This window comes from Curtobacterium sp. MCLR17_039, assembly GCF_003234745.1.
Classification (GTDB): Bacteria; Actinomycetota; Actinomycetes; order Actinomycetales; family Microbacteriaceae; genus Curtobacterium; species Curtobacterium flaccumfaciens.
Window position 1 is genome coordinate 212,069 of the sequence record NZ_QKTF01000003.1, and the last position, 16,259, is coordinate 228,327.

The following is a 16,259-nucleotide window of genomic DNA, read 5'->3' on the forward strand; positions in this document are numbered from 1 at the left end:
CGGGCCTCCCGTCCAGTGCTCGGTGCGCGCCCGCAGGACGCGACGCGTCAGGCGGGCAGGGCCGCCTCGATGGCGGCGACGACCTCGGGGGCGTCCGGCTTCGTGGTGGGACGGAAGCGCGTGACGGTGCCGTCGGGGGCGACGAGGAACTTCTCGAAGTTCCACGCGACCCGGCCGGCCTTGCCGTCGGCGTCCGGGGTCTCCTTGAGGGCCTGGTAGAGCGGGTGCGCGCTCTTGCCGTTGACCTTGACCTTCTCGGACATCGGGAACGTCACACCCCACGTGGTGGAGCAGTACTCGTCGATCGCCTCGGACGAGCCGAGTTCCTGCAGGAACTGGTTGCTCGGGAAGCCCAGCACCGTGAACCCGCGGGGGCCGTACTGCTTCTGCAGGGCCTCGAGCTGCTCGTACTGCGGAGCGAGGCCGCACCGGGAGGCGACGTTCACGACCAGTACGGCCTTGTCGGCGTAGGCGCCGAACGTGGTGTCCTCGCCGTGCAGCGTGGTGATGGCGATGTCGTCGAAGCGTCCCATGGCCGAAACGTTATCCCCACCCCCGGGACTTCGCAGGGTGGGCGTCCAGGCAGACCGTAGGATCGGTTCCATGTGTGGAATCGTCGGCTACGTCGGCAGCAACAGCAGCCAGGACGTCCTCCTCGGTGGCCTCCGTCGCCTCGAGTACCGCGGCTACGACTCGGCGGGCATCGCCGTCGTCGACCCAGCCGGAGACCTCGTGTCGGCCAAGAAGGCCGGCAAGCTCCAGGCCCTGGTCGACGAGCTCGAGTCGTCGCCGATCCCGGACGGCGCGACCGGCATCGGGCACACCCGCTGGGCGACCCACGGTGGCCCGACCGACGGCAACGCCCACCCGCACCTGGCCGACGGCGACAAGCTCGCCCTCATCCACAACGGCATCATCGAGAACTTCTCCGAGCTCCGCGCCGAACTGCAGGCCGAGGGCATCGAGTTCCGCAGCGAGACCGACTCCGAGGTCGCCGCGCACCTGGTCGGACGCGCCTTCCGTGAGACCGGTGACCTGACCGCAGCCATGCAGCAGGCCGTGCAGCGACTCGAGGGGGCCTTCACGCTCCTCGTCGTGCACGCCGACCAGCCCGGCGTCGTCGTCGGTGCCCGTCGCAACTCGCCCCTGGTGGTCGGGCTCGGCGACGGCGAGAACTTCATGGGCTCGGACGTCGCCGCGTTCGTCGCCTACACGCAGCGCGCGCTGTCGATCGGGCAGGACGAGATCGCCACGATCCGCCCCGACGGCGTCGACGTCATCCACTTCGACGGCACCCCGGCCACGCCGAGCGAGTTCGAGGTCAACTGGGACGCCTCCGCCGCCGACAAGGGCGGCTGGAGCTCGTTCATGGCGAAGGAGATCAGCGAGGAGCCCGAGGCCGTCGCGAAGACGATCCTCGGTCGCGTCCACGACGGCGCCGTCACGCTGACCGACCTCGACCCGATCGCCGAGCGCCTGGCGACCGTCGACCGCGTCATCGTGATCGCCTGCGGTACCGCCGCCTACGCCGGCATCCTCGGCAAGTACGCCATCGAGCAGTGGGCACGTGTGCCGGTCGAGGTCGAGCTCGCGCACGAGTTCCGGTACCGCGACCCGGTGCTGAACGAGCGCACCCTGGTCGTCTCGATCAGCCAGTCCGGCGAGACCATGGACACGCTGATGGCCGTCAAGTACGCCCGCGAGCAGGGCGCGCAGGTCCTGTCGATCTGCAACACCCAGGGCGCCACGATCCCGCGTGAGTCCGACGCCGTGATCTACACGCACGCCGGACCCGAGGTCGCCGTCGCGTCGACCAAGGCCTTCATCGCCCAGGGCGTCGCGCTCTACCTGCTCGGGCTGCACCTGGCGACGCTGCGCGGCACGCTCACCACCGAGCAGATCGCCGAGCAGGTCGCCGAGCTCGAGGGCCTCGCGCCGAAGCTGCAGCAGACCATCGAGGACGCCGCCGGCATCAAGGACCTGGCCCGCTGGATGGCGGACACCCGGAGCGTGCTGTTCCTCGGCCGCCACGTCGGCTACCCGATCGCACTCGAGGGCGCCCTCAAGCTCAAGGAGCTCGCGTACATCCACGCCGAGGGCTTCGCCGCCGGTGAGCTCAAGCACGGCCCGATCGCCCTGATCGAGCCGGGCCAGATCGTCTTCGTCATCGTGCCGTCGCCGCGCGACCCCCGATCGCTGCACCCGAAGGTCGTCTCGAACATCCAGGAGATCCGCGCCCGCGGCGCCCGGGTGATCGCGATCGCCGAAGAGGGCGACGCCGCGGTGCTGCCCTTCGCCGACGAGGTCCTGCGGATCCCGCTCGCGACCCCGCTGTTCGAGCCGCTGCTCGCCGTGGCACCGCTGCACATGTTCGGCATGGAGCTCGCCGCCGCCAAGGGCCTCGACGTCGACCAGCCACGCAACCTCGCGAAGTCGGTCACCGTCGAGTAGTCGCGACGGTGATCATCGGGATCGGGGTCGACGTGGTCGACCTGGAGCGGTTCGAACGGGTGCTGGAGCGCACACCGGCGATGCGGGCGCGGCTGTTCACGCCGTCCGAGCAGGTCCGTGACGGCGAACCCCGGCCGATCGCGTCCCTCGCCGCACGGTTCGCGGCGAAGGAAGCCCTGATCAAGGCCTTCGGGTCGAGTGCCGGGCTGAGCTGGCAGGACCTCGAGGTCGTGTCCGACGACCAGCGGAACCCGTCGCTCACCCTGCACAAGGGCGCCCGGCAGGTGGCGGACGCGCGTGGCGTGACGAGCGTGCACCTGTCGCTCTCGCATGATGGAGGGATCGCGACCGCGTTCGTGGTCCTGGAAGGAACAGACGTGGTCCTGGAAGGAATGGTCCCGTGAGCGCGTTCACCGGCATCACGGTCGATCGCGGAGCCCTGATCGAGAACTACGCGACCATCGCCGACCGGGTCGCCCCGGCCGGGGTCATCGCGGTGGTCAAGGCGAACGCGTACGGCCACGGGGCCCTCGACGCCGCGCAGGCCTTCGTGGACGCCGGTGCGGAGTGGCTCGGGGTCGCCGACATCGACGAGGCCGTCGCGCTCCGTCAGGGCGGCATCGACGAGGGGGTCCGGATCCTCGCGTGGCTGCACGCCCCCGACGAGGACTTCCGCCGCGCGGCGCAGTTCGACGTCACGCCAGCGGTGTCGAGCGTCGAGCAGCTCTCCGCAGCAGCCGACTCCGACGTCCGCGCCGTGCACCTGTGCGTCGACACCGGCCTCAGCCGCAACGGTGCGGTCGAGTCCGAGTGGGCCGAGCTCTTCGCGACCGCCGGCGCCCTGGCCCGCGGCGGCAACCGCACCCGGGTCGAGGGGCTCATGTCCCACCTGTCGAACGCGTCGCGCACCGACGACCTCGACCAGGACGCCGCGCTGCAGCGGGCGCTGGACGGCCTCGCCGCGAACGGCATCGTGCCGGACGTGGTGCACCTCGCCGCGAGTGCCGCGAGCATCGCCGTTCCGGAGACCCGCCACGACCTGTCCCGCGTCGGACTCGCCCTGTACGGGCTGAGCCCCTTCGACGGTCGCACCTCGGCCGACCTGGGGCTGCGCCCGGCGATGCGGGTCACCGCCGCCGTGCTCCGCACCGTGCCGGTCGCCGCGGGCGACGGCGTCTCCTACGGCTACACCTGGCGCGCCGAGACGGACACCCATCTCGCCGTGATCGGCCTCGGCTACGCGGACGGCTTCGACCGCGACTTCGGCAACCGGGTCTCGGTGCGGATCGGGGACCGGACGTTCCCGGTGGTCGGACGCGTCGCGATGAACGCCATGCACGTCGACATCGGCGACGCCGACGTGCAGGTCGGCGACGAGGCGGTGCTGTGGGGCGACCCCGCGAACGGCGACCCCGCCGTCGAGGACTGGGCCGACGCCATCGGCACGATCAACTACGAGGTGGTCGCCCGGATCGGCCGCAGCGTGGAACGGAGGACGACGTGAGCTCCGCACCGCTGCGCCAGGCGCGCATCGACCTCGACGCCTACCGTGCCAACCTCGACCGTGTCCGTGAGTGGATGGACCCGGTCGCCGTGATGGCGATCATGAAGGCCGACGCGTACGGGCACGGCCTCGAGCCGATCGCGCTCGCCGCCGTCGACGCCGGCATCCGCTGGATCGGTGTGCTGACGGTGCCCGCGGCCCTGCGCCTGCGCTCGATCGGCGTCGGCGAGGACGTCCACCTGTTCACCTGGCAGCACGACCCCGACCTGGACTTCCGTGACGCCATCGACTCGGCCGTCGACCTCGGCGTCTCGAACGTCGCCGAGCTGCAGCGCATCGTCGACGCCGTCGACCAGCGCCCGGCCCGGGTACACCTCGGCGTCGACTCCGGCCTGCACCGCGACGGCGCGACCCCGGCGGACTGGCCGGCGCTCGTCGAGCTCGCCCGGGACGCCCAGCGGAACGGCCGCATCGAGGTGGTCGCCGCGTACACGCACCTGGCCGAGGCGTCCGACCACGAGGACAGCGCCGCGGTCGCCGTGTTCGACGCCGCGATCGAGATCGCCGAGGACCTGGGGCTCGACGTCCCGATGGAGCACGTCGCCGCGTCGCTCGCGGGGTTGGAGCGCAAGGAGTTCCGCAAGGACATGGTCCGGATGGGCGCGAACCTGTTCGGCATCCCCGGAGCCGACGGCGTCTCGGCGGCCGACCTCGGACTCGAGCCGGTGATGACCCTGACCGCGTCGGTCGCGAAGACGAAGCGCGTCCCCGTCGACACCGGCGTCTCCTACGACTACACGTACCGCACCGCGACCGAGACGACCCTGGCCCTCGTGCCCGTCGGCTACGCCGACGGGGTCCCGCGTCTGGCGCAGGGGCGCATCGAGGTCGCGATCCGCGGCAAGCGCTACCCGATCGCCGGCCGCGTCGCGATGGACCAGTTCCTGGTGGACGTCGGCGAGGACGACGTGCAGACCGGCGACACCGTCGTGCTCTTCGGCACCGGCGAGCACGACGAGATGACCGTGCTCGAGTGGGGCGCGGCACTCGAGACCATCGGCGAGGAGATCGTCTGCCGGATCGGCAGCCGTGTGCCCCGGTTCTACGAGGGCCACGACATCGAGGGACGGGTCGGGGAGTACCTGCGGGGCGAGCGGCCGTGACCGGGTCGCCGCACGTCCTGCTCGACACCTCCGTCGACGGCACCGAGGCGATGGGGGAGCTCGGGGCCCGGTTGGCCGCGGTGCTGCGCGCCGGGGACCTCGTCGTGCTGACCGGACCACTCGGTGCCGGCAAGACGACCCTGACGCGCGGGCTCGGCGCCGCACTCGGCGCACGCGGCCAGGTGTCGAGCCCGACCTTCGTCCTCGCCCGGACGCACCCGACGACCGCCGGACCCGACCTGGTGCACGTCGACGCCTACCGCCTGTCCGACCCGGTCGAGCTCGACGACCTCGACCTCGACTGGGACGCCGCGATCGTCGTCGTCGAGTGGGGCCGCGGCATGGTCGACGGCATCAGCGACAGCGTGCTCGACGTCGAGATCACGCGTGCCACCGGTGCCGACGACGCGGCCGCTCACGACACGGACCCGGACGACGTCCCCGACGAGCCCCGCCGTGTCGTCGTCACCGCCACCGGCCCGCGCTGGGAAGGCGTGGCCCTCTGACCCTGCAGCCCGTCGACGCGGACGACGTCGAGGCGCTCCGCGCGTTCCTCGTCGGTGCGGACCTGACCCTCGCTGGCCTCGACGAGCCGACGGTGCGGCTCTGGCTCGACCGCGACGACGACGGCAGGGTGGTCGGCAGCACCGGGTTCGAGGCGAGCGCTGACGGCCTGCACGTCCTCGTCCGGAGCGTGGCCGTCGCGCCGCAGCACCGCGGTTCCGGGGCCGGAACGCGCCTGGCGCGGTTCGCGATCGAGCGGGCGACCGAGGCCGGTGCCGAGCGTGCGTGGCTGTTCTCGCGTCGCTCCGGTCCGTTCTGGCAGTCGCTCGGCTTCACGCCCGCCGACCGACATGCACTGGCCGCCGCGCTGCCGGACACCCACCAGGTCCGACTGTTCCGCCGGACCGGGCAGTTGGACCACGAGGTCGCATGGTCCCGCGGGCTGCCAGTGCGCTGACCGCCGCCTACGATGGACGGGTGCTGCTCGCGATCGACACCTCCGCCGGGACCTCCGTCGCCGTCGTCGACCCGGCCACCGGCCAGGCCCTCGCGACCCGCGACACCGAGGACAGCCGCCGGCATGCCGAGGTGATCGGCCCGTTCCTCGCCGAGACCCTCGCCGAGGCCGGCATCACCGGAGCCGACGTCACCGGCGTCGTCGCCGGCATGGGCCCCGGCCCCTTCACCGGCCTGCGCGTCGGCATCGCCGCCGCCCGCACCTTCGCCGCAGCCCGCGGCGTCCCCGTCCTGCCCCTCGTCAGCCACGACGCCGTCGCCCTCGACCAGCGCGACTCGGGGATCGCCGGGCCGTTCGTCGTCCTCACGGACGCCCGCCGCCGCGAGGTCTACTGGAGCGCCTACGACGCCGACGGCGTCCGCGTGGCCGGCCCCGGACTCGCCAAGCCCGCCGATCTCGACGACGCGATCCGCGCCTCCCGGCCCGAAGCGGTGGGCTGGGACCGCGTGACGGTCGCGTCCATCCCGGCCTGGAGGCTCGGCTCGCTCGCCGCGGACCGGCTCGCGTCCGGTGCGGCGTTCGACCAGGACACGCCCCTGTACCTGCGCGACCCCGACGTCACGGTGCCGGGTGCGCCGAAGCGGGTGAAGCAGTGACCCTGCCGGACGGGCTCCGCCTGCGGCGAGCACACCCGCAGGACCTCGACGACATCATGTGGCTCGAGCACGTCTCGTTCCCGACGGACGCCTGGTCGGCGTCGCAGATGTCCGGCGAGCTGTACTCACCGCACGGGTACTACGTCGTGATCGAGACGGCCGGCGACACCTCTGCCCCGCTGGTCGTCGGGTACGCCGGCCTCTCGTCGCTCGCGGGCAACCCGGTGGCCGACGTGCAGACCATCGCGGTCGCCGCGGACCAGCGCGGCAAGGGGCTCGGGAGGGTCCTGTTCACGGAGCTGCTCGACGAGGCGCGGCGCCGCGGTGTGCGCGAGGTGTTCCTCGAGGTGCGCGCGGACAACCCCGTGGCGCAGGCGATGTACACGGCGTTCGGGTTCGAGCACATCGCGACCCGGCCGCGCTACTACCAACCGGACGGCGTCGACGCCTGGGTGATGCGGGCGGAACTGCCCGGCCCGGACGCCGAGCGGTCGTCGGGCGTCGGACCCATCGGACAGGAGGCCCTCGGTGAGCGCGACTGAACCACTGGTGCTCGGCATCGAGACGAGTTGCGACGAGACCGGCATCGGCATCGTGCGGGGGAGCACCCTGCTCGCGAACGTGATCGCCTCGAGCATGGACGAGCACGCGCGCTACGGCGGGGTCGTGCCCGAGGTCGCCGCACGGGCCCACCTGGAGGCGATGACCCCCACGCTGCACGAGGCACTCGACCGTGCCGGCGTCACCCTCGACGAACTCGACGCCGTCGCGGTGACCGCCGGGCCGGGCCTGGCCGGGGCGCTCATGGTCGGAGTGGGGGCCGCGAAGGCGCTCGCCGTGGCCACCGGCAAGCCCCTGTACGGCGTGAACCACCTGGTCGGGCACGTCGGCGCCGACGTGCTGCGCGAGGACGGCAGCGAGATCGAGCTGCCGACGATCGCGCTGCTGGTCTCCGGCGGTCACACGTCACTGCTGCTGGTCCGGGACCTGGTCGGCGACGTCGAACTGCTCGGCGAGACGATCGACGACGCGGCGGGCGAGGCGTTCGACAAGGTCGCGCGGCTGCTCGGACTGCCCTACCCCGGCGGCCCGCAGATCGACCGAGCCGCGGCCGACGGCGACCCCACGGCCATCCGGTTCCCCCGGGGACTGACGCTGCCGAAGGACATGGCCGCGCACCGGTACGACTTCTCGTTCTCGGGGCTCAAGACCGCCGTCGCACGGTGGGTCGAGCGCTGCCGCGACGAGGGCCGCGAGGTGCCGGTGGCCGACGTCGCCGCGAGCTTCCGCGAGGCCGTCGTCGACGTCCTGCTGACCAAGGCCCTGAACGCGTGCCGCGACACCGGGGTCGACCGGCTGCTGCTCGGCGGTGGGGTCGTCGCGAACGCCCGACTGCGACAGGTCGCCGAGGAGCGCTGCGCGGCCGCGGGCGTGCGGCTCCGGATCCCGCCGTTCGACCTGTGCACCGACAACGGCGCGATGATCGCCGCCGTCGGCGCCCGACTCGTGGCCGAGGGGCACGCGCCGAGCGACCTCGGCATCGCCGCGGACTCGACCCTGCCGGTGACGACCGTCCAGGTCTGACCAGGTCTGACCAGCTCTGACCCGCTTTGATCAGGTCTGACCGGCCGCACCCGGTCGGTCGTCGGGAGCCTGTGGGAGGATTCACACGGGCGTCGGAGAGACCGGACGCCCGAGAGGGGTGGACGGTGTCCGATCAGAACGAGTGGCCGAAGCCGGGCGAGACGCCGAACGGCCCAGCGAACGGACAGCCCGACGGTTCGCCGGCCCCGCAGGCCCCCGACGCACCGCAGGCGCCGTCGGCCCCGGAAGCGCCCCAGAACCCGTACGGCCAGCAGCAGGACCCGTACGCGGCCCCGCAGCAGCAGAACCCGTACGGCCAGCCGCAGCAGCCCCAGAACCCCTCCGGCCAGCAGCAGCAGTCGAACCCGTACGGCCAGCAGCAGCAGAACCCGTACGCGGCCCCGCAGCAGTCGAACCCGTACGCGGCCCCGCAGCAGCAGAACGCCTACGGTGCCCCGCAGAACCCGTACGGCCAGCAGCAGAACCCGTACGCGCAGCCGCAGCAGCAGCCCTACGCGTCGAACCCGTACGCGTACCAGCCCTACGCGCAGCGCCCGAAGACGAACGTCCTGTCGATCCTGTCGATCGTCTTCGCGTTCGGCGGCATCATCATCTGGCCGATCATCATCCTGACGAGCCCGGCCGGCGCGATCATGGGCCACATCGCCCTCGGCAAGATCAAGCAGACCGGCGAGGGTGGCCGCGGCCTCGCGCTCGCCGGCATCATCGGTGGCTGGATCCTGACGGGCCTGTTCATCCTGATCGTCGCCCTGGTGTGGATCTCGATCGCGAACGCGTCGGACTACTCGGACTACTCCGACTACAGCTCGAACTCCGGCGCCTTCGTCAGCTGACGCAGCCCCCGCGCAACGGGCACCACGAGCGGCCCCCGGCCGTCAGCCGACCGTGTCGGTGAGCCGCTCGCACAGGATCGCCGTGTGGCGTCCCTCCAGGCGGGTGAGCACGAGTGTGACGCGACCCGATCCGCGCAACCGCAGCCGTTTGCGGAACTGCGCCGGATCGACGTCGACGCCGCGCTTCTTGATCTCGACGGTGCCGATGCCGTCGGCGGCGAGCCGCGCGGCCAGTTGCTTGACGTCGAGCGGCATCGTGTCGAGCACCCGGAAGCCCTGCGCGAAGGGGGTCGAGGCGGCGCGGTCGGACGTGACGTAGGCGATGCCGTCGGACAGCATGTGCCCGTCGAGGCCCCGTGCGAGGTCGCCGATCAGCCGTGCGCGGATCACGGCGCCGTCGGGCTCGTACAGGTAGGCGCCGAGCGGTCCGACCTCGGCGTCGTCGGCGTCGGCCGCTCCGGTCATCTCGGCGATGCCGTGTGCGCCGATGACGGTGGCGGCGCGGCGGATCCCTGGGCGGGCGAGGGGGCCGAACCACAGGGCGAGCTCCACGACCTCGCGGTCGACGGAGGTCCACTGCGCCTCGGCGGTGTCCGGGATCAGGTCGCGGTCGATGCCCGGTCCGAGCTTCACGCCGGTCGGCGTCGTCGTCGCCGCGGCGAACACGGTGTCGAGCGAGGGCGACCAGTCGTCGGGGTCGGCGAGCCGGCGGGTGTCCGAGTGGCCGGAGGTGCGTCGTGCGGGGTCCATCCACACGCCGTCCACCGAGGACAGGTCGAAGGACGCGGCATCACCGAGCTCCACCCGTGCGTTCGGCCAGACCGCCAGGTTGTGGGTCGCGACGGCCGCCGTCACCTCGTCGCGATCGACGGCGGTGACGTCGAGGTCGAGCGCCGCCATCGCCATCGCGTCCCCGCCGATGCCGCAACCGAGGTCGGCGACACGGGTCAGCCCGGCCGCGGCGAAGCGTCCTGCGTGCTGGGCCGCGACCTGCAGCCGGGTGGCCTGCTCGAGCCCGGCCTCGGTGAAGAGCATGCGAGAGGCGAAGTCGCCGAACTTGCCGCGGGCCTTCAGCCGCAGCTTCGCCTGGGTCAGCACCGCGGCGACCAGTCGGGGGTCGTGGCCCTCGGCGCGCAGCCGGGACACCACGCGGACGATCTCGCCGCCGTCGGAGACGCCCGGGGTACGGTCGAGCAGGGCCATCCCGTCGGGGGTCAGCAGTGCGGTGAGTTCGGCGGCGTCCATGCGTCGATCCTCGCAGGTGCTGCGTGTTCTCCGGATGTGCTGGCACTCGGATTGACCGAGTGCCAGAGGCCCCCTAGAGTTGGAGTTGGCACTCTCCTGTGCGAAGTGCCAACCCGGTTTTCATCTGTACCGAGTCCGTACCGAGAAAGAAGAGGTCACCGTGGCCGTCAGCATCAAGCCGCTCGAGGATCGCATCGTCATCCGCCAGGTCGAGGCGGAGCAGACCACCGCTTCCGGTCTGGTCATCCCCGACACCGCGAAGGAGAAGCCCCAGGAGGGCGAGGTCGTCGCCGTGGGTCCGGGTCGCATCGACGACAACGGCAACCGCGTCCCGCTCGACGTCGCCGTGGGTGACAAGGTCATCTACTCCAAGTACGGCGGAACCGAGGTCAAGTACTCGGGCGAGGACCTGCTGGTCCTGTCGGCCCGCGACGTCCTCGCGGTCATCGTTCACTGAGTCGAGTACTCACCTCGGACGCCCCGTCCGGCCTTCGGGCCGACGGGGCGTCCGTGCGTCCGGGGGGCGGTCACCCCGGTGCTCCGGTCCTGACCAGCTCGCCATCAGGCCGCCTGGAGGCCCGGTGCGCGTCCCACGGGTCGGCGGTCGTTCCTAGGATGGTTCCGTGAGTGAACCGAGTCCGGCGCGACCCGTCCGCAGCGAGGCATCCGTCGGCGTGGTGCAGGCCATCGTGGCCTACGGGCTCTGGGGGCTGATGCCCCTGCTCTTCGCCGCAATGGCCCCCGCGGCGGCGTTCGAGATCGTGTCGTGGCGGATCGTCTTCGGCCTGGTGTTCTGCGCGGTGGCGATCGCGGTGACCCGGTCGTGGCTCCGCACCCGCACCCTGATGGCCCAGCGCCGTGTGATGCTCGTGATGGGGCTCGCCGCCGTCCTGATCCTGGTCAACTGGACCGTCTACGTCCTCGCGACGACCACCGGCCACACCGTCGAGGCGGCGCTCGGCTACTTCATCAACCCGCTCGTCACGATCGCGCTCGGCGTGGTGGTCCTGCGCGAACGCCTGCGTCCGGCGCAGTGGGCAGCCGTCGGGCTGAGCGTCGTGGCGGTCGTCGTCATCGCGATCGGCTACGGGCAGATGCCGTGGATCTCGCTGGCCCTGGCGTTCTCGTTCGGACTGTACGGCCTGGTGAAGAAGCGGGTCGGCGGCACCGTGGACGCCCTGAGCGGCCTGACGATCGAGACCGTGTGGCTGCTGCCGATCGCGGTCGTGGCGCTGGTGGTGCTCGGTGTGACCGGGCTCGGTGGCGGCGTGACGTTCACGAGCGAGGGCTGGGGGCACGCGGTCATCACCGTGCTGACCGGCCCGGCGACCGCGGTGCCGCTGCTGCTCTTCGCGTCGTCGGCTCGGCGGGTGAGCCTGTCGACGCTCGGGCTGACCCAGTACCTGGCGCCCGTGATGCAGCTGCTCGTCGGGGTGCTGGTGCAGCACGAGGAGATGTCCGCCGGACGCTGGTTCGGCTTCGGCATCGTGTGGCTCGCGCTCGTGGTGCTGACGGCGGACTCGTTCGCCGCCGCGCGGGCGTCCCGTCGCCGGGCGCTCGCACCCACCCGGGTCGAGCCGGTCTGACGAACGCACCACGGGCCTCCAGTCCGCCCGTCGGTCCGTCCTGCACCCGGTGACGGACCCTGCCGGGCGTCCGGCCACCGACGCGAAAGCGACAGTCCCCCACGGAAGTTCCGCGGGGGACTGTCGCTTTCGCGAGCGGTGCTGGGCTGAGCCCTACTTCTTCACCGCACCCTGGATGGCGCTCTGGTAGACGGGCTTGTTGTCGGCGTCGAACTTGTAGATGCCGATGTAGGCGGCCGACGGGTCGTTGTTCTCGTCGAACGGACCGATGCCGGACGGGCCGGTGTAGTGGATGTCCTTGCCGTCGTCCAGGAGCGTCTTGCACTCCTTGAACGTCGCGCACTCGGTGCCGCCGTCAGCACCCGACACCGCAGCCATGTTGGCCTGGATGGTGCCGGAGTCGGTGCCCTTGCCCTTCACCGCGGCGAGGGCGGCGAGGACGGTGGCGTCGTAGGACTCCGCCGCGTACGAGTAGTCGGCGAGCGTCTTGCCCGACGAGTCCTTGTAGAACGCAGCGAGCTGCTTCTTGAAGTCGTCCTTCGGCGAGGCACCGGGGATGGTGCCCTGGGCGCCGGTCAGGGTGCCCTTGTCGAAGTCCTTCGAGTAGTCCGCCGTGTTGCCGTCGGACATGTAGATCTTCGCTTCGTTGCCCTGCGAGACGAGCTCCGGGATGATCGACTTCGTCTCGTCGAAGGCGAGGACGACGATCGCGTCGGGCTTCGCGGCCAGGGCCGCGGTCACCTCGGACGAGAACGTGGTCTGGCCGGGCGGGAACTCCTGGCCCTCACCCTTGCCGCCGTAGACGACCTGGCCGCCCGACGCCTCGACCGCAGCCTGCACGGAGTTGCGGAGGCCGGTGCCGTACGTGTCGTTGAAGACCAGGAAGGCGACCTTCGCGTTGCCGTCACCGGTCACGAGCTGGCCGAGCGCGGAACCCTGCACCGAGTCCGGCGGTGCGGTCCGGTAGTAGTACGACGAGTAGCCGGAGAGGTCGGTCGCGGTGTTCGCGGGCGAGATCTCGACGATGCAGTTGCTCGTCAGCTGGTCGATGACGTTCAGCGTGACGGACGAGGACTCGGCGCCGATCGCGACCGGCACCTTCGCGTTGACGAGCTTCGTCGCGGCGGAGCTCGACACGGTCATGTCGTTGCTGTCACCGGAGTCGGTCGCCGGGTCGATCGTGACGTCCTTGTCGAGGACGCCGCCCGCGGCGTTGATGTCCTTGACGGCCAGGCCGACACCGGACTCGGCCGGCGGGTTGAGGTAGGCCAGCGAACCGGTCAGGGGCAGGATCGTGCCGATCTTCAGCGCGTCCGTACCGGGGGTGTCCGGGGCCTTGCAGCTGGCGGCGGGATCCTTCTTCGCATCGCTCGACGCCGAGCTCGAGGGGGAAGCACTGCCGGTGGTGGAACACGCGGCGAGGAGGACGGCTGCTGCGCCCGCCAACGCCAGTGCCGCGGTGGCACGGGTGGTTCTGATCATCCGTGGAGCCCTTTCTCTGCGCGGAGGCTGTGCCGCTTCGGGTGAATGCGACGCCTCCACTGGATGTCGAGAAACGTAGGGTCCATGTGTTTCGCCCGTGTGACGGGGCGGTACGCAAAGGTGTTTCGTTACCGAGCCGTGACGTTCCTGTGCGCAGGGACAGGGATCGGCGCAGGAGCGGCGGAGCCGGGTGGTGACCCGACCTGCGCCAGGCGGATGGTCCGGCAGGGCGCCCGGGAGGCCCGGCGTACGTTCCGCCGCATGAGCGACTTCCAGCCCACCAAAGCCATCGTCACCGGCTCCGAATCCGGGATCGGCCGTGCGACCGCCGTCGCGCTCGCCGAAGCCGGCATGGACGTCGGCATCACCTACCTGTCCGAGCCCGACCGTGCCGAGGAGACCGCGGAGGAGGTCCGGAAGACCGGTCGTCAGGCCTTCGTCGAGCAGATCGACGTCTCCGACCTCGCCGGGGCGGCCGCCGTCGTCGACCGACTCGTGTCGCAGCTGGGTGGCGTCGACGTCTTCGTGGCCGACGCCGGCACCGGAGACAACGCGCCGTTCCTCGAGATGACCCTCGACCAGTGGCGCCACACGGTGTCGACCGACCTCGACGGCGCCTTCGTCACGATGCAGGCCGCCGCGAAGCACATGGCGCAGGCCGGCACCGGCGGCCGGATCATCGGCATCACGAGCGTGCACGAACACCAGCCCCGCTACGGCTCGAGCGCCTACGACGCCGCGAAGCACGGGCTCGGCGGCCTGCTGAAGACCATGGCGATCGAGCTCGCCGAGCACGGCATCACCGTGAACGCCGTCGCCCCCGGCGAGATCGCCACCCGGATGACCGGCGCCGAGGACGAGGACCCGCACACCATCGACCGCCCCGGTGTTCCGCTCGGCCGTCCGGGCAACGCGTGGGAGATCGCGGCAGCCGTGGCGTTCCTGGCCTCGCGTGCGTCGTCCTACATCACCGGGGTGTCCCTGCCGGTGGACGGCGGGATGCTGCAGATGGGCCCGCACGGCGGCTCGCACATCACGTCGAACGACTGGCGTTCGGCGTAGGAGCTCGGCCGGCGCTCTGGCGGTCCGGCCGGTCCGGCGGTCCGGTCAGCGGGCCGTCGCCGGGCTGGTCAGCTCGGCTGGCCGGCTTCCTCGTCGAGTTCGGCCTGGGACCGCAGGACGCAGAACTCGTTGCCCTCCGGGTCGGCGAAGACCACCCATCCGCCGTCCGGGTGGCGCAGGTCGGCGAGCTCCACGGCACCGATGCCGCGGAGCCGCTCGACCTCTTCGTCGCGAGTGCGGTCGGTGGGGCGCAGGTCGAAGTGGATCCGGTTCTTCACGGTCTTCGCCTCGGGCACCTGGATGAAGAGCACGGTGTGCGATCGGTCGGGTGCCGTGATCTCGCACTCCTCGTGTCCGGGAGCGTTCGGGTCGTCGGGAAGGTCGACGTACCCGAGCACCTGCTTCCACCACTCCGACTGGGCGTAGGCGTCGCGGGAGTCGATCGTGGTGTGTGAGACGGCGCTGACCATGCGGTGACACTACCGCCGGGCAACGCAGCACGCCGGGGGTGAAGACGCCGTCGTGGTGCTCTGACGCCGCGGTGCTCGCGAGACGCCGCCGAAGTCGGTGGCGTTTCGGGGACTCGGCGGCGTCCAACCCACACGACGGCGTCTTGCGCTCTCCGCCAGCCGCTGCTCACGAGTCCGGCTGGCGACGTGCGCTGATCGGCGCAGCACGGAACAAGGGGAGCCCGGCAGCCGACAGCACCGCAGCCAGCGCTCGTGCATCCCCGGCCTCCCACATCGTCCACCGCGCGAACCCGCGTACCTCCGGCAGTCGACGGAGGGTGTCCTCACGGGTCTTCTCGTCCCAGAGGGCTCGGGGGACGTCGTACTTCAGGCGACCGTCGAACTCCCCGATCACGCCTGCGTCGGGCCACCAGAAGTCCGTTCTGAACTTGCCGCGCGGCGTCTCGAACTCGTGCTGCAACTCCGGGGCAGGAACCCCGAGGAGATGAGCGGTGACGCGGCTGATCGACTCCCCCGGGGATTCGGCCCGCGCATCTGCGAAGGCGACCGCCGCAGCAGCCTGTCGGCATCCACGCACGCGTCCGAGGGCTTCGAGTGCGCCGGCGAGTACTTCACGACGGAGCAGGTCGATCCTGAGCACGTGGTCGAGGACGACGACGGCGTGGGTGAACGACTGCCGCCGTGCGATGTCGAGGACCGTCCGCTCGAGGGACGTCGTCGGGATACCGCCGACCACGACGCGCTCGCCGCTCCGGATCCGCCCGGTGTGACGAACGACGCCCCGACCGGTGTGCGTCTTGTCGAGCCGGACGTCGATCACGTGCAACCGCCAGTCGGCAGCGTCGAAGTCGGGCAACCCCCAGAGCGCCGCGGCCGAGGTCCCCGAGACGACGCAGTCGGACTCCAGGGACCCGTACCGTGCGCGGACGAACAGGCGCCGGCGTTCCAGGAGTGAGAGCGCCTCCCACTCGGGGCGTTCGACGGCGGCGCCGTGGAACAGACGCACCGGTTCGTGCAGGGCCGACGGGACACGGACCAGGACGGTCTGGGCGAGCGCGTTCATGCCTGCAGCTTGGAACGCGGCCACGGCGGGCGGCGACTCGCACGTCGGACCGGTGGAGAGCCTCCAGGCCGTTGTCGGCTGTGGAGGAGTCGCAAGACGCCGTCGTCTCCGCACCACGCCCGGAAAGCGTTGAGACGCCGCCGAATTCGGCGGCGTCTCAACGACACGACGGCGTCTT

At 71.4% G+C, this 16,259-nt stretch carries 18 protein-coding genes; 13 read left to right on the forward strand and 5 right to left on the reverse strand.

What is annotated here, in order from left to right:
• Positions 1-47 precede the first annotated feature (47 nt).
• Positions 48-533, reverse strand: coding sequence for a glutathione peroxidase (locus tag DEJ00_RS04885; RefSeq protein WP_071245463.1), 486 nt, complete (start codon positions 531-533; stop codon positions 48-50).
• A 70-nt stretch (positions 534-603) separates the two neighbouring features.
• On the opposite strand from DEJ00_RS04885, the gene glmS reads away from it, so the two are divergent.
• The 10 genes from glmS (at position 604) to DEJ00_RS04935 (ending at position 9,173) form a co-directional block, all read left to right on the forward strand.
• Positions 604-2,451, forward strand: a complete 1,848-nt coding sequence (gene glmS / locus DEJ00_RS04890) for a glutamine--fructose-6-phosphate transaminase (isomerizing) (protein WP_111056582.1) — start codon at positions 604-606, stop codon at positions 2,449-2,451.
• Between the two features lie 8 nt (positions 2,452-2,459).
• The gene (locus DEJ00_RS04895) at positions 2,460-2,855 is read left to right on the forward strand and encodes a holo-ACP synthase (protein WP_111056583.1); all 396 of its coding nucleotides are present in this window, start codon (positions 2,460-2,462) and stop codon (positions 2,853-2,855) included.
• Entirely contained in the window at positions 2,852-3,955 is a 1,104-nt protein-coding gene (gene alr / locus DEJ00_RS04900) for an alanine racemase (RefSeq protein WP_111056584.1), read from the forward strand. The genes DEJ00_RS04895 and alr (DEJ00_RS04900) overlap by 4 nt, the downstream gene beginning before the upstream one ends.
• A complete protein-coding gene (gene alr / locus DEJ00_RS04905) occupies positions 3,952-5,118 on the forward strand; it encodes an alanine racemase (RefSeq protein ID WP_173032762.1) in 1,167 nt (388 codons plus the stop codon). Before alr (DEJ00_RS04900) ends, alr (DEJ00_RS04905) begins: the two co-directional genes overlap by 4 nt.
• Positions 5,115-5,624 (forward strand): tRNA (adenosine(37)-N6)-threonylcarbamoyltransferase complex ATPase subunit type 1 TsaE, encoded by a 510-nt coding sequence (gene tsaE / locus DEJ00_RS04910; protein ID WP_175474986.1) that lies wholly within the window; start codon positions 5,115-5,117, stop codon positions 5,622-5,624. The genes alr (DEJ00_RS04905) and tsaE overlap by 4 nt, the downstream gene beginning before the upstream one ends.
• 92 nt (positions 5,625-5,716) lie before the next feature.
• Positions 5,717-6,079: a GNAT family N-acetyltransferase gene (locus DEJ00_RS04915; RefSeq protein WP_309148135.1), complete on the forward strand. Its 363-nt coding sequence runs from the start codon at positions 5,717-5,719 to the stop codon at positions 6,077-6,079.
• 20 nt (positions 6,080-6,099) lie between these two features.
• A complete protein-coding gene (tsaB, locus tag DEJ00_RS04920; protein ID WP_111056667.1) occupies positions 6,100-6,735 on the forward strand; it encodes a tRNA (adenosine(37)-N6)-threonylcarbamoyltransferase complex dimerization subunit type 1 TsaB in 636 nt (211 codons plus the stop codon).
• The gene (rimI, locus tag DEJ00_RS04925; RefSeq protein ID WP_111056586.1) at positions 6,732-7,277 is read left to right on the forward strand and encodes a ribosomal protein S18-alanine N-acetyltransferase; all 546 of its coding nucleotides are present in this window, start codon (positions 6,732-6,734) and stop codon (positions 7,275-7,277) included. Before tsaB ends, rimI begins: the two co-directional genes overlap by 4 nt.
• Positions 7,264-8,319, forward strand: coding sequence for a tRNA (adenosine(37)-N6)-threonylcarbamoyltransferase complex transferase subunit TsaD (gene tsaD, locus DEJ00_RS04930; RefSeq protein ID WP_111056587.1), 1,056 nt, complete (start codon positions 7,264-7,266; stop codon positions 8,317-8,319). The genes rimI and tsaD overlap by 14 nt, the downstream gene beginning before the upstream one ends.
• 125 nt (positions 8,320-8,444) lie before the next feature.
• The gene (locus tag DEJ00_RS04935; protein ID WP_111056588.1) at positions 8,445-9,173 is read left to right on the forward strand and encodes a DUF4190 domain-containing protein; all 729 of its coding nucleotides are present in this window, start codon (positions 8,445-8,447) and stop codon (positions 9,171-9,173) included.
• A 42-nt stretch (positions 9,174-9,215) separates the two neighbouring features.
• Here the strand turns inward: DEJ00_RS04935 and DEJ00_RS04940 are convergent, their stop codons facing one another.
• The gene (locus DEJ00_RS04940; RefSeq protein WP_111056589.1) at positions 9,216-10,418 is read right to left on the reverse strand and encodes a class I SAM-dependent methyltransferase; all 1,203 of its coding nucleotides are present in this window, start codon (positions 10,416-10,418) and stop codon (positions 9,216-9,218) included.
• A 160-nt stretch (positions 10,419-10,578) separates the two neighbouring features.
• On the opposite strand from DEJ00_RS04940, the gene groES reads away from it, so the two are divergent.
• Both groES and rarD read left to right on the forward strand, forming a co-directional pair.
• Positions 10,579-10,875, forward strand: coding sequence for a co-chaperone GroES (gene groES, locus DEJ00_RS04945; protein ID WP_017885484.1), 297 nt, complete (start codon positions 10,579-10,581; stop codon positions 10,873-10,875).
• Positions 10,876-11,041: 166 nt separating this feature from the next.
• Positions 11,042-12,004, forward strand: a complete 963-nt coding sequence (gene rarD, locus DEJ00_RS04950; RefSeq protein WP_071245443.1) for an EamA family transporter RarD — start codon at positions 11,042-11,044, stop codon at positions 12,002-12,004.
• A 153-nt stretch (positions 12,005-12,157) separates the two neighbouring features.
• Here the strand turns inward: rarD and DEJ00_RS04955 are convergent, their stop codons facing one another.
• Positions 12,158-13,486 carry an ABC transporter substrate-binding protein gene (locus DEJ00_RS04955; protein WP_071245441.1) on the reverse strand — a complete coding sequence of 443 codons (1,329 nt, stop codon included), beginning with the start codon at positions 13,484-13,486 and terminating at the stop codon, positions 12,158-12,160.
• Positions 13,487-13,747: 261 nt separating this feature from the next.
• Here DEJ00_RS04955 and DEJ00_RS04960 point away from each other — a divergent pair, with 261 nt between their 5' ends.
• Complete coding sequence (locus DEJ00_RS04960; protein WP_111056669.1) at positions 13,748-14,548, forward strand: SDR family oxidoreductase; 801 nt, start codon at positions 13,748-13,750, stop codon at positions 14,546-14,548.
• A gap of 68 nt (positions 14,549-14,616) precedes the next feature.
• On the opposite strand, the gene DEJ00_RS04965 is transcribed toward DEJ00_RS04960, so the two are convergent.
• Together DEJ00_RS04965 and DEJ00_RS04970 are read right to left on the reverse strand one after the other, a co-directional pair.
• Positions 14,617-15,018 carry a VOC family protein gene (locus DEJ00_RS04965; protein ID WP_071245439.1) on the reverse strand — a complete coding sequence of 134 codons (402 nt, stop codon included), beginning with the start codon at positions 15,016-15,018 and terminating at the stop codon, positions 14,617-14,619.
• 166 nt (positions 15,019-15,184) lie between these two features.
• Positions 15,185-16,081, reverse strand: coding sequence for a hypothetical protein (locus DEJ00_RS04970; RefSeq protein ID WP_111056590.1), 897 nt, complete (start codon positions 16,079-16,081; stop codon positions 15,185-15,187).
• Between the last annotated feature and the right edge of the window lie 178 nt (positions 16,082-16,259).

Excerpts from the sequence above, each read along its gene's own strand:
- DEJ00_RS04885 (WP_071245463.1), bottom strand. The coding sequence starts at position 533 with ATGGGACGCTTCGACGACATCGCCATCACCACGCTGCACGGCGAGGAC.
- glmS (WP_111056582.1), top strand. The coding sequence starts at position 604 with ATGTGTGGAATCGTCGGCTACGTCGGCAGCAACAGCAGCCAGGACGTC.
- DEJ00_RS04940 (WP_111056589.1), bottom strand. The coding sequence starts at position 10,418 with ATGGACGCCGCCGAACTCACCGCACTGCTGACCCCCGACGGGATGGCC.
- DEJ00_RS04955 (WP_071245441.1), bottom strand. The coding sequence starts at position 13,486 with ATGATCAGAACCACCCGTGCCACCGCGGCACTGGCGTTGGCGGGCGCA.
- DEJ00_RS04960 (WP_111056669.1), top strand. The coding sequence starts at position 13,748 with ATGAGCGACTTCCAGCCCACCAAAGCCATCGTCACCGGCTCCGAATCC.
- DEJ00_RS04965 (WP_071245439.1), bottom strand. The coding sequence starts at position 15,018 with ATGGTCAGCGCCGTCTCACACACCACGATCGACTCCCGCGACGCCTAC.
- DEJ00_RS04970 (WP_111056590.1), bottom strand. The coding sequence starts at position 16,081 with ATGAACGCGCTCGCCCAGACCGTCCTGGTCCGTGTCCCGTCGGCCCTG.